Genomic DNA, 13170 nt, shown 5'->3' on the forward strand with positions numbered 1-13170 from the left:
CTTCCGAACGGATTCTGTGCAAAATAGGTTCCGGCAGCTATGCCAACAAACATGCTTCGGTGCCAGTTTTGCGAATTATCCAAGGAAGACTATGCTAACAAAACTTTTAGGAGGAAATGTCATCATGGCAAACAAGAAAATGCGTTCAGACATGATCAAAAAAGGCTTCGACCGGGCTCCGCACCGCAGTCTTCTGCGGGCAGCAGGCGTTAAAGAAGAGGATTTCGGCAAACCGTTCATCGCGGTCTGCAACTCCTATATCGATATTGTACCGGGCCACGTGCATCTGCAGGAATTCGGTAAAATTGTTAAGGAAGCTATCCGCGAAGCCGGCGGAGTACCGTTTGAATTCAATACAATCGGCGTAGATGACGGTATTGCTATGGGACATATCGGCATGCGCTACTCGCTGCCAAGCCGCGAGATCATCGCTGATTCCCTGGAAACTGTCGTTTCTGCACACTGGTTCGACGGCATGGTCTGCATCCCTAACTGTGATAAGATCACCCCGGGCATGATGATGGGCGCCCTGCGCGTCAACATCCCGACCATCTTCGTAAGCGGCGGACCGATGAAGGCCGGCGTAGACAGCAAAGGCAACAAGCTCTCCCTTACTTCCGTGTTCGAGGGCGTAGGCGCCCATCAGGTCGGCAAGATCAATGATGCTGAGCTGCTTGAACTGGAACAATACGGCTGTCCGACCTGCGGATCATGTTCCGGGATGTTCACTGCCAACTCCATGAACTGTCTGGCCGAAGCCATGGGCCTTGCGCTTCCGGGTAACGGAACCATCCTGGCTGTCGCTGAAGAGCGCCGTGAGTTCGTCCGCAGATCAGCTACCCAGCTGATGGAGCTGATCAAGCTGGATCTGAAGCCGCGCGATATCGTAACCAAGGAATCGCTGGACAACGCTTTTGCACTGGATATGGCTATGGGCGGTTCCACCAATACCGTGCTGCATACGCTGGCACTGGCTCAGGAAGCTGAAGTGGACTATCCGCTGGAGCGCATCAATGAAGTGGCGAACCGCGTACCTTACCTGGCCAAGCTGGCTCCGGCTTCCGACATCTTCATCGAGGATGTGGACCGGGCGGGCGGCGTCAGCGCTGTGCTGAATGAGCTGCTGAAGAAACCGGGCGCCATCTTCGGCGACTGCATGACCGTTACAGGCAAGACCATCGCCGAGAATGTAACCGGACATGAAATCAAGGATACCTCGGTCATCCATACTATAGACAACCCTTACTCCCAAGTAGGCGGATTGTCTGTGCTCTATGGTAACCTGGCTCCGGAAGGCTCGATCATAAAGGTAGGTGCCGTGGATGCTTCCGTTGGCGGCTACCACAAGGGACCAGCTATCTGTTTCGATTCCCAGGAGCAGGCGCTGGAAGGCATTGCAAACGGCAAAGTTAAAGAAGGCCATGTCGTTGTCATCCGCTATGAAGGTCCAAAAGGCGGACCGGGCATGCCGGAAATGCTGGCTCCGACCTCCCAGATCGTCGGTATGGGCCTTGGCGCCAAAGTCGGCTTGATCACAGACGGCCGTTTCTCCGGTGCCTCCCGCGGGATCAGCATCGGCCATATCTCGCCGGAAGCAGCTGAAGGCGGCCCGATCGCCTTCGTAGAGGATGGCGACATCATTGAGCTGGATCTGAACAACCGCAAGATTGAGCTGCTGGTTGAAGAAGAAGTGCTGGCGGTCCGCCGCAACGGCTGGAAGGGCTTTGAACCGAAGGTGAAGACCGGTTATCTCGCCCGTTACTCCAAGCTGGTTACCAACGCAAGCAATGGCGGCGTACTGAAGATCTGATCAGTCAGCCGCTGCAGCCCGGCATACATGCACCATCCATTAAGCAGTTCCTGCCGTATTCTGCGGCGGAGCTGCTTTTTGCTGTGCAGAGCTTTAGTAGCCTGCCGTTTACACGCTGATCTGATATTACATATAAAGTCTTATCCTATAAAAAAAGCCCCGCCGGCCATCAGGCCAGCGGAGCATTTGAAATAAAGAATAAGTGCATTTTAATGAACTACGGTTGCACCTTGAAGCTCGGCTTCAAGAGACACGCCTTCTTCTTCCCGTACCCGCTCACGCTGCTTCACAGGCTTCTGCGGCCGCTGCTGGTTCATCTGGTCAAGCAGCTGCGATACCGGCATCAGCATCATTTTGGGTACCAGCACCTCGCTGCGGACCTTCAGCCTCGCTCCGCCGGAAGGGTGGATGACGCTCAGCAGAATGCTGAGATAGAATTTGGTTGAGCTTGCGAATAAACCGCTCGGCAGATCCAGCACCATGAACCCGAATTTCTCCGGTCCCCGGTTGAGCAGGCTGACACCGTAAAGCGCCTTCGCTTCCGCCAGCTCCACATCACCGGCAATCCGCTCGGCGAGCACCGGCAGATCCTTCTCCATCTTACGGATCATCCGGATCGCCAGCTGCGCGGAGGAGCGGGCATGAACGCCCAGCTCGAACAGCTGCCGGTTGTCAATATGCAGCTCAATGATCTTGTCGCCTTTGGATAACAGCTCGCCGTTATCCATCTGAACCGTATTGCCCTGATATTTGCGTAAGCGGTAATGCAGGAACGGATCAGCCGGGGAGATCGTCTTGATCTGGAACAAGAGCTGGAACAGCTGCTCCCAGGCCAGCCACAAGCCTACGATCAGCCGTTTGCCGAAGGACAGGCGCTGAATTGGCGAGCTCTGCACAGCCTTGATCATCTCATCGATCCGGATGCTGCGCAGCCCGCGGCGTTCAGCCTCCTGCAGCATCCGCTCCAGCGCAATCAGCATATGCTCGGGGGCATCCGGATCCGCGCCAAGCGTTGTGCCGCAGTCATGAAGCAGCATGACTTCGCCCGGATTCAGCTTGGCGATCAGCTTGTCAGTCAGGCGCTGCGCACCCAGCTTCGCCTTCCAGTCGCCGAACATAGCCGACCAGAGCACTATCTGCACCTGCCGGCGCTTCGAGAAATCGAACAGGTTCACAATTCCCCAGGGCGGGCGGTAATAGGTGCTGCGCTCGCCGGTAATCCCGTAAATGATGTCGTCGGTGCGCTGAATCTGCCTTCTCACCGTTGCCGGTCGCATCAGCCAGTTCGTCTTATGCACATAATTGTGGATTCCGATCAGATGTCCCTCATCATGCATGCGCTTGATGATCTCCGGATGCTTCTCAGCGTGGGAGCCGACTACAAAGAAAGTGGCTTTGGCCCCGTAACGCTTAAGCAGATCCAGCAGCAGCGGTGTATAATGCGGATCGGGCCCGTCATCAAAGGTCAGGCCGTAATCGGTCCGCCCGATCCCTTTGCGGAAGACACGGTAACCGAATATCCTGCTGATCATTCCGGGAATGAAAGCATAAAAGGTAGAAATGTAAAATAACCAGAGCAGCAAAGTCTGCATGTAAATTCCCCGCTTTTCCAGAGTTGACTTTGGCTCGCCTTACGTCTGTAAGATATAGATGTGATACGGCCAAGTAGAGTAAGTAGAAGCGCCTGTGCTATCCCTCCTGGGGGACAATATACATTGTACGGCAAGAGCATCCTCAAAAAACGTTACCCCCTATTTTAACACAGCTGTCAAAGAAATAGACGCTTTTTTGGTAAAATCGTGTACAATGAATTAAAGTGAATATTGTAAAAAAGGAGTCGTTTATCTCTATGCTGCCACTGTACAAGAAGTATTGGCGCACTTTTTTCGACATTGGACTGGTTCTGCTCACGCTGTATCTCGTGATGCTGGCATTCAGCACCTTGTATAAGCTGGCTGCCCCGGTATTTCTGTCGTTTTTCGTGTTCCTGCTCATTGAGCCGCTTGCCCGGTTCCTGAACCGCAAGGGCATGGCCAAACCATTTGCCTCAGCAATCTCCGTACTGCTCTTCCTGATCATTCTGCTGGGCGCCCTGTTTGCAGCCGGACTGCTGATTGCCACCCAGGCCCTGCAGTTTCAGGACAGCCTGCCCAAATATACATACATCGTCCAGGAGCAGTTCAAGCAGACTACAGATTATCTTCAGCACAAGGTCGATGCGCTGCCGCCTGATCTGACTGCCAAGCTTAACGGTTATTTCACAGATGCCACCAATATTCTATCATCCTGGCTGGTAACCTTCTTCAAATATATGATCGGCGTGCTCGGTTCCTTCTCTTCGTTTATGGCTAATTTCGGGATTGCGATCATTCTGGCCTTCTTCCTCAGCATGGAGATTAAGGACTGGCGTAAAATCGCCCATGACAAGATGCCTAAGACCTTCAAGACGGCTTATGCTTTTCTTCAGGGGAATGTATTCAAGGCGATCGGCTCTTATCTGAAAGCACAGCTGATACTGATCGGCATTACCTTTGGTATCGTGCTGGTCGGCCTTCTGGTCTTACGCACCGGCAATGTGCTGACCATGGCTCTGGTCTGCGCCATCTTCGATGTGCTGCCGCTGCTCGGAGTCTCAACGATTCTGATTCCCTGGATTATTTACCTCTTCATAGTTGGCAATGTGCCGCTCGCCATCGGACTGCTTGTTCTGCTCGCGGTAGTGCTGATTGTACGGCAGCTGCTGGAGCCTAAGATTACCGGCAACTCCATCGGCGTCTCGTCTGCTTTTCTGATGCTGTCGTTCGTCATTCTGTCGACCTCAGCCTTTGGCATCGCCGGCCTGATCCTGTCCCCTATCCTGCTTATTCTGCTCAAGGAGCTGATCCAGCAAGGGTATCTGCAGCGCTGGATCTACCTGCCGCAGGAGGAGTTCATCGTCTCTCCTTTCGCCGCTTCCCAGCCTTCTACTGCAGGCGGACCTGTCAGCGGTGATCCGGGCGGGACTGCGGCTGCTCAGGCACCCGGAGAAGCTTCAGACAACAATTCAAATACCTGACCGAACAGCTTCGTGGCCGCCTGCGGGCTGCCCGGGGATACGTTCTCAACAGCAACAGACACGGCATACCGCGGATTCTCCACCGGGCCGTAGCCGATGAACCACTGATTGTTGCGGGCAACGCCGTTGACCAGAATCTGTGCCGTACCGGATTTGCCGGCCAGCGGCCAGCCGGATTGCTTCAGCAGGCTGCCCGTACCTTCCGTTACTACTTTGCGCATCATTGTCAGCAGAATACGGGCTGTAGCTTTGGATATTCTGCCCTGCGGCGCGGGTGCCAGATGTCCCGGCAGCTCCTGAAGCGTCTGTCCGCTCGCAAAAGCAACCCGCTGCAGAATACGCGGTGCCCGGACCTCTCCGCCATGCAGCAGCGTCACGACCAGATTCGCCGCCTGCAGCGGTGTAATCTGTACATCGCGCTGGCCGATGGCCGTCTGGACTCTGGCCCCGCCATCATCGGGCAGCAGCGTGGAGAAGATCGTTCCGGCCTGCTCCCCGGCAAGCGGCCGGAGCAGGGGCTGGCCAAGCGTGTTCTCCGCCTGCCAGCCGACATTCCTGCCAAGGCCCAGGGCCAGCGCTGCAGCTTGAAGCTGCGCCCCGCTCAGCCGCTCGGCAAGAGCAGCAAATACCGTATTACAGGACACGGCGAACCCTTCGGCCATCGTAAGGGCGCCGTGTCCTTTGCCGTCCCGGCAGGTTAATCCGTATTTGCCGTACTCGCCTGTGCAGTAGAAGGCTTCCTCAGGCGAGGTTACTCCGGCCTCCAGAGCAGCAGCAGCGGTAACTATCTTGAAGATGGAGCCGGGCACAGCCGCCTGCAGCGCCCGGTTGTTCCACTCTCCGCCTTGCGGTGAGATCTGCTCCGGGTTATAGAACGGCAAAGACACCATTGCCGCAATATCACCGTTGCGGCTGTCCAGTACTACGACGGCTCCTTGCTTAATCCCTGCTTCAGCGGCCAGCTGCTCGATGCTATCTTGAAGCTTGCCGTCAACCGTTGTATATAATGCCAGCGGGTAATAGGGATTCCCCGGCGCCTTCACTGTAATAGGACTGCCCGGAACCCGGTTGCCGCGGGCATCTACCTGGACTGCCGCTTCGGTATGCCCCACACCCTGCAGCAGCGGCTCAAGCGTCTTCTCCAGCCCGTCTGTACCCGTGCGCGGGATTCTCAGCCCTGTCGGCGATTGCTTGAGGGCTTCACCGGTGGCCTCCGACAAATACCCGAGCCATTGCCGCCCGCCGGCAGCGCCGCTGTACCGCCGGGCAAACGGCAGCACTCTGATTCCGTCCAGCTTCAGCTCCTCGACCTCCCGGGCCTGCCGGGGAGTCAGTGCAAGCGGCGCCGGACCCTGACCGGAGGGCCAGAGCAGCGGCTCCTTGAGTCCGTTGCGGGCGGACTGCAGCTTACTGTAGCTGACACCGAGAATTTCGGCCAGCCTGTGCAGCCGGAGCTCCTCTTCCGGCACATCCTCATCCTTGTGCGTGCCAAGGATGGATTCCTCCTGCGGAAACAGCGCGGCCGTCCAGATCGTTTCTCCCGCCAGCGGCTGCCCGTTCCTGTCGTACAGCCGGCCTCTCCCGCTGTCCAGCACCGTCTCCCGTTCACTCTGAATTTCGGCCATGGCGGCCATGGAATATTTCGTCCCGCCTACAGGCTGATTCTTCAGCACCAGCTGGACATAAGCCAGCCGGACAATTAACCCGGCAACCATGGCTGCCAAGATCAGCAGACCCCAAAATATACGTTTGTTAACCAGCTTATGCACTGCAATTCCTCCATTAAGTGGGCTGTCCGGACCTTGGGTTCTATTATGCCCACCCCAAACGGCAAAATAACCGCATTTCCTAAAGAGGAAATGCGGTTATTCTATGCCCGTTACAAGTTCAAAAACATCTGCAGGGACCGGTCCGCCAGATAAGGCAGATACTCATGCCCATATTCATGATACACCAGCAGCTCTTTCGGCGCCGTAATTTTATTGTACGCGGCAAATTGGGTCGAAGGGGGACAGACCGGATCAACGAGTCCTGTAACCCATAACACTCTGGCTTCTATCCGCTCTGCCAGATTCTGAATATCAATATAGCCTAACCGGTTAAAGATTTCTTCCTCGCGCAGATGATGCGGATCGAAGAAGCGGAAATAATAGTTAAGCTCCTCATAGGCAGAGACGGTAATGTTCGTCTCCCAGGCCCGCTTATAATCAGACAGGAACGGGTATACGGGCACTGCCGCCTTAATACGCGGCTCCAGCGAGGCACAGGCCACAGTAAGCCCGCCGCCTTGAGACAGCCCGAACGCGCCTACGCGCTCCGGATCAACCTCCGGCATAGCCATGAGGATGCGGGCTGTCTGGACCGTATCCAGATACACATTGCGGTAGTAGAGCTTATCCGGGTCGGGATCATCAATCCCCCGGATCACATGCCCGCGGATGGTTGTCCCCGTAACATTAAGGGTATCCCGGGACGGTCCGCCCTGGCCGCGGCAGTCCATGGCCAGCACACTGATTCCATGCGCCGCATAAGCTACCTTCTCCAGCCAGTCCCCGCTGTCGCAGGAGTAGCCATGAAACATAACAACTCCCGGGCCCTGCTCACCGGCCGGCTTCTTAGATCTTACATATTTGCAGTGTATTCTGGCTCCGCCTACACCGGTGAAATACAGATGAAAGCAGTCTGCCAGCCCGCTTGTAAAATCTGCCGGAACCAGCTCATACTCAAGCGGCTGGGCATCCAGTTCTTGCATTGCACGTTCCCAATACTGCCCGAAATCATCAGGCTTCGGGCTGCTGCCTTCATAGGCTAATAATTGAGGCAAAGACCGTTCGTTCATAGAGATTCTCCTTCTGGCCGGTGCCTGTCTTATATCAGGCCAAGCCCAGCATCGTCGCCAACCTCTTCATGAGTCTGGATGACATAGTTAACAATCTCCTGGACGGTGGTGTACGCCACGCCTACATAAGTATCTGCAGCACCGTAGTAGATTGCAATGCGGCCGGTTTCGGCATCAGTCAATGCTGCACAAGGGAACAGCACATTATTAACGAAACCTCTTTCCTCATACCATTCCTCCGGTGTAAGCACAAAGTTCCGGGAGCGGTATTTGACTCTGGACGGCTCATCCTTGTCCAGAATAACCGCACCCATGCTGTATACAAGCCCGTTGCAGGTTGTAGTTACACCGTGATAGAACATTAGCCAGCCTTCACTGGTTTCTATCGGTGCAGGACCGCCGCCGATCTTGGTGCTCTGCCACCAGCCTTGACCGCCCTTGCTCATAACATGACGGTGTTTGCCCCAATAGACGAAGTCCGGGCTTTCGCTCAGGAAGACATCCCCGAACGGGGTATGGCCGCTGTCGCTCGGACGGGACAGCATCACGAAGTTGCCATTCAGCTTCTTAGGGAACAGCACACCGTTGCGGTTGAACGGCAGGAACGGATTTTCCAGGCTGATGAACGTTTTGAAATCCGTGGTTTTGGCAACCCCGATGGCTGCGCCATAGAAATCGGTACACCAGATGATATAGTAGGTATCTTCAACTTTTACAAGACGGGGATCATAGGCATAACGGGGTGCATACGGGTTGCCCGCTTCATCTTTAAACTGAATCGGTTCGTCAGCAATTTTCCAATCCAGACCGTCTGCGCTATACCCCATCCGCAGGTGAGGGCGGGTCGTATTGTCCTCTACACGGAACACGCCAAGGAAGCTGCCTTCATAAGCAATTACGGCACTGTTGAAGATCCGCGCAACGCCTTTGGCCGGATTACGCTTAATTACCGGGTTATCATTATGTCTCCACACCGGATTGTCATTGTCTGCCGGTCTGTCCTGCCAGGGAATATTCGGCAGGCTATTACCGATGATCTGTACTTCTTTCATTGTTATGCTCCTCCTAATGTGACAGCCTCTGCTGCAATATTTGCTTATGAATCAAAGCTGCGGATTATTTCACGGAACCCTGTGCGAATCCGTTATAGATATACTTTTGCAAGGAAACAAATACTACCAGTGTCGGGATAATTGCAATCATAATCGCAGCACAGATAACCTCCCACTGCGATCCGTAAGGCCCTTTAAATTTGAACAGCGCAGTAGACACGACCTGCAGGCTGCTCTTGGGCATATACAGGAAAGGGGTATAAAAGTCATTGTAGATGTTAACGCCCTTCACGATAATCACCGTAACAATTGCCGGACTCAGCAGGGGCAGAATGATTCTTGAGTAAATCGTCCAGTAGGAAGCCCCGTCAAGCATAGCGGACTCATCGAGCGATTCCGAGATTGAATCCAGGAACTGCATGAAAATATACACAGCAATAATGTCAGTACCCAGGTACATCAGAATCGGTGCCCAGCGTGTATTAAACAATCCCATAGCATTGATGATCTGGAAGGTGGCAACCTGGGTGGTTACGCCGGGAATCAGGGTAGCCAGCAGAAAAGCGCCGATCAGCAGCTTGCTGCCTTTAAATTTAAAGCGGGCCAGGATATATGCCATCATCGATCCGGTCAATGTAGCGCCGGCAATCGAAATGATCACGATGATGATCGTGTTCATGAATCCCAGCAGCATTTTACCGTCGACAAAAGCCTTGGTGTAGTTGCTGAAATTCAGCCAGTTCTCCGGCATTGTAAGCGGGCCTGTGCTCGCATACTCCGTATTGGTTTTGAGCGAAGCAAACAGCACGACAATAATGGGAACCAGTGCCGCAAGCGCACCGATAACCAGCGTAAGATACTTGAAGAAGGAGGCTGCGCTGTATTTTATCGTATGCATCTCTTACTTCTCCTCCTTAATCAGAACACGCTGCAGAATAGTAACAATGACAACAATGCCAAGCAGCACTACAGCCATTGCCGAGGCAAGACCCAGCTTACTGTATTTGAAGGCCACATCGACGGTCTGGATGACAAAGGTTCCGCTGCCGTTGGAACCGCCGGTCATGACATACGGAATTTCGAATACACCGATCGCTCCGCTTACCGCGAGGATCAGATTGAGCTGCAGAATTCGCTTGATGCTTGGAATAATAATATGCTTGAACTGGTGCCAGCGGTTAGCCCCGTCAATCTCTGAAGCTTCATAAATATCGCCGCCGATGGAAGAAATGGCTCCAAGGAAAATAATGAAGTTCATCCCCATGTATCTCCAGACGGAAGCAAACGCGAGGGATATATTGATAAGATGCGGATTCAGCAGCCATTTCTGCTGCCATGCTCCCAGTCCGAACAGATCAAGCAGTGTGTTCAATGTTCCTTCCGGTTTGAAGAAGAACAGGAAGATGAAGCCGATAGCTACACCGTTAAGCAGCGTCGGGAAGAACAGAATGCCTTTGAACCAGTTCTTCAGGCGGACATTAAAGCTCAGAATCGTTGCGAAATAAAGAGCCAGTCCCATTTGTACAAAGGTTGCACCGAAGTAATACAAGCTGACCTTAAATACCGCAAAATACTCCGGTTTGGTGAAAATCGTCTTGTAGTTCTCAAACCCTACATACTCCATATTTTTGCTGAAGCCATTCCAGCTTGTGAAGCTGTACTGGAACATTTTGAACACGGGTAAATAAGAGAAGGTCAGCAGCAGCGCTACCGGAACTAATGAGAACAAAAGAATGATGAATATCCGCTGATTTTTATAGCTTAAATTGGACAATTTCTCCACACCTCCTAAGAACACATTGCTAATACTCCTAATCCTGCCCTGCTCCCGCAAGAGTGAAGGGGAACATGCCGCGGCATCTCCCCGTTCTCTTCATTCTGTCTTCACCCTGCGTTATTAAAAGCTTACTTGGCGGCCATTACCTTAGCTCTGGCTTCTTTCCATTTGTCGTTCAGGTCCTTCATGATGTCATCATAGGACTCTTTGCGGTTGCCGATTGCAGCTTCGATAATCACTTTCTTAAAGTCAGGCTGCCAGAGTCCGATTTCCGCCTCTTTATCAATCGCGTCCACCAGGCCCTCTTCACCGGCTTTGGCAGGTGCCAGAGTATCGAAGGTAACATCCGTACCGTCGAATTGCTTCAGAATTTCCGGAAGCTCAGCGCCTTTAACCGGGCTCATACCGCCGCCTTCAGTGGTCGGATAGCCGGATTCGTTGATGAACCAGTCCACCCATGCTCTTGCCGCTTCTTTGTTTTTGCTGTGCAGGCTGATGCCCAGGTTATAATCATCGGACAAAGGCACGAGGATTGTGCTCGCATTGGTAGGGAAAGGCATGAAGCCGACATCATCAGGATTAGTTGCCAGGCCCTTGATCTGGCCGATCGCCCAGGAGCCGAGCATCATCGTACCGATTTTGCCGTTAGCAAGGTCAGCTTTGGAAGATTCCCAGTCGGTGGTTGTAGGATCTTCTTCAATCAAGCCGTTCTTCGCTGCATCGTACATTACTTTGTACAAGTCATAATGCGGCTGTCCCTGGACAAAGTTATCGTCCGAAGCAATCTGCGCAATATTCACATAATCACGGTCGCCGGCAACCGTTGCCAGATCAGCTTCCCATTGCGTCAGCGTCCAGCCTGCTGCATAGTTGGTGTACAGCGGAACTGCATCAGTCTTGTCCTTAATATTCTGCAAGGCAGTCTGGAATTGCTCGAAGGTTCTTGGAACCTCTGTAATCCCTGCATCCTTGAATACCTGCTTGTTGTAGATCACACCGGAGAAGTTAACCGTGATTGGAATACCATAGGAAGTCCCGTCTACAGTGCGTTCCTCTAGACCGGTATACTGCTGCTCCAGATCGGACATTTTGCCCAGCGGCTCAAAAAAGTCCGGCAGATCCTTGATCGCAACACTTGTAGGAAGCAGCAATACGTCGCCGTAATCATTGGTGCCCATACGGATTTTAATCTGATCCTCATAGTTCGACAGGGCTTCAAAATTCACTTTGACATCAGGATACTTCTCATTGAACTTCGCTGCATAATCCTTGAATACGGTATCAACGATATCCGTGCGCTGTGTGATTACCGTGATTTCACCTTTGATATCCTTGGCAGCATCGCCCTCAGGAGCGGCTGTAGCCTCCGTACCTGTTCCTGTATTGCCTGCATTGGTTGCTGTTGCATTATCCGCGTTGTTATTGGATGAACAGCCCGCGAATAAGCCCGCCATCAGGGTCAGTGCTGCCAGCGTTGTAACTGCTTTGGTCTTTTTCATTTCTGTAATGCCCCTCTCTCCGATTCACATTTCATAATAACAACAAGCTAACAATCTGATTGAGAACACAAACTTAATTGGCTCATTTCAAACTTAACAATAGTTTATTTTCTCTAAAAAGAGTGTTGGCATCGCTTACAAGCCTATTATATAGCTCGAACGAGGCTAAAACGATGGTTTGAATTGCTTTTTCTGGTTCTGTATTTGTTATTTTTGTTTTTATTTTATTATGTTAATTTGCAAATAAAATTAATAACCTCTAACAACCTAACAAAAAAGGAGGGCTGTCCGCCCTCCTGAGTAGCTCTTATCCGATTGTTATGCCAGTGCCCCGCATTCAGCATTTAGGCGTTCTGCAGCCGCTTTTATATTCCTTCGGAGTCATACCGCATATTTTCTTAAACAGCTTATTAAAGTACACGGGGTCGCTGTAGCCGACTAGCTCGGCAATTTCATAATTTTTGAGATCAGGCTGTCCGGTCAGCAATTCCTTGGCCTTGGCAATCCGTATGCCGATCAGATAATCAGTAATGGTTTGCCCGGTCTTGTACTTGAACAGGCGGCTGATATAGCTGGCATTCATCCCGACCGTCTCCGCCAGGCGCTCCAGCTCAAAGTTATGCCCGTATTCCTTCTCCAGAATGGCTTTGGTCTGCTCAACCACATAATGCTCGCCGCCTTCGGGAGCTTGCACCGCAGGCTGCTCCGGTTCTGCAGGCTTTAGCTGCTTGTTATCGTTGACCCGCTTCAGCAGTTCATATAACTGGGATTTCTCAATCGGCTTGAGCAGATAATCCATAACACCGAAACGTATTGCCCGCCGGGCGTAATCGAAATCACTGAAACCGCTCAGCACAGCAATCGGCAGCTCCTTCAGCTTGCCTCTTGCTTCCTCTATCAGCTTGAAGCCGTCCATTCTCGGCATCTTGATATCCGTAATCAGCAGATCGATTTGATCTGCGGTTATTGCAGAAAGATGATTCCAGGCCTCAAGCCCGTTACCGTGCGAACCGATGACCTCTACCTCAAAACCCATTCTGGAGGTTATTTTCTCAAGCCCGCGGCGGATAACTTCCTCATCATCCGCTATCATTATTCTGATCAATCAGAAATTCGCCTCCAGTCTTACATCTCTCGT

10 protein-coding genes are annotated in these 13170 nt (G+C 52.7%); 2 read left to right on the forward strand and 8 right to left on the reverse strand.

What is annotated here, in order from left to right; genetic code table 11:
• Positions 1–124 precede the first annotated feature (124 nt).
• Positions 125–1810, forward strand: coding sequence for a dihydroxy-acid dehydratase (ilvD, locus tag LOS79_RS15640; RefSeq protein WP_315421453.1), 1686 nt, complete (start codon positions 125–127; stop codon positions 1808–1810).
• 209 nt (positions 1811–2019) lie between these two features.
• Here the strand turns inward: ilvD and LOS79_RS15645 are convergent, their stop codons facing one another.
• Positions 2020–3402, reverse strand: coding sequence for a polysaccharide deacetylase family protein (locus LOS79_RS15645; RefSeq protein ID WP_315421455.1), 1383 nt, complete (start codon positions 3400–3402; stop codon positions 2020–2022).
• A gap of 257 nt (positions 3403–3659) precedes the next feature.
• Between LOS79_RS15645 and LOS79_RS15650 the strand changes: the two genes are divergently transcribed.
• The gene (locus LOS79_RS15650; RefSeq protein WP_315421458.1) at positions 3660–4865 is read left to right on the forward strand and encodes an AI-2E family transporter; all 1206 of its coding nucleotides are present in this window, start codon (positions 3660–3662) and stop codon (positions 4863–4865) included.
• On the opposite strand, the gene LOS79_RS15655 is transcribed toward LOS79_RS15650, so the two are convergent.
• The 7 genes from LOS79_RS15655 to LOS79_RS15685 all read right to left on the reverse strand — a co-directional run bounded on the left by LOS79_RS15655 (position 4823) and on the right by LOS79_RS15685 (position 13137).
• A complete protein-coding gene (locus LOS79_RS15655) occupies positions 4823–6634 on the reverse strand; it encodes a peptidoglycan D,D-transpeptidase FtsI family protein (RefSeq protein WP_315421461.1) in 1812 nt (603 codons plus the stop codon). The two genes, LOS79_RS15650 and LOS79_RS15655, sit on opposite strands and share 43 nt — an antisense overlap.
• Positions 6635–6744: 110 nt before the next feature.
• Complete coding sequence (locus LOS79_RS15660; protein WP_315421464.1) at positions 6745–7704, reverse strand: acetylxylan esterase; 960 nt, start codon at positions 7702–7704, stop codon at positions 6745–6747.
• A gap of 29 nt (positions 7705–7733) precedes the next feature.
• A complete protein-coding gene (locus LOS79_RS15665) occupies positions 7734–8756 on the reverse strand; it encodes a glycoside hydrolase family 130 protein (RefSeq protein ID WP_315421467.1) in 1023 nt (340 codons plus the stop codon).
• A 64-nt stretch (positions 8757–8820) separates the two neighbouring features.
• Positions 8821–9654, reverse strand: a complete 834-nt coding sequence (locus LOS79_RS15670) for a carbohydrate ABC transporter permease (protein ID WP_315421469.1) — start codon at positions 9652–9654, stop codon at positions 8821–8823.
• A 3-nt stretch (positions 9655–9657) separates the two neighbouring features.
• Entirely contained in the window at positions 9658–10539 is an 882-nt protein-coding gene (locus LOS79_RS15675; RefSeq protein ID WP_315422255.1) for a carbohydrate ABC transporter permease, read from the reverse strand.
• A 122-nt stretch (positions 10540–10661) separates the two neighbouring features.
• Entirely contained in the window at positions 10662–12032 is a 1371-nt protein-coding gene (locus tag LOS79_RS15680; RefSeq protein ID WP_315421471.1) for an ABC transporter substrate-binding protein, read from the reverse strand.
• A gap of 337 nt (positions 12033–12369) precedes the next feature.
• Positions 12370–13137: a response regulator transcription factor gene (locus tag LOS79_RS15685; RefSeq protein WP_315421474.1), complete on the reverse strand. Its 768-nt coding sequence runs from the start codon at positions 13135–13137 to the stop codon at positions 12370–12372.
• Positions 13138–13170 lie beyond the last annotated feature (33 nt).

The sequence above is a fragment of the Paenibacillus sp. MMS20-IR301 genome (genome assembly GCF_032302195.1).
Classification (GTDB): Bacteria; Bacillota; Bacilli; order Paenibacillales; family Paenibacillaceae; genus Paenibacillus_AQ.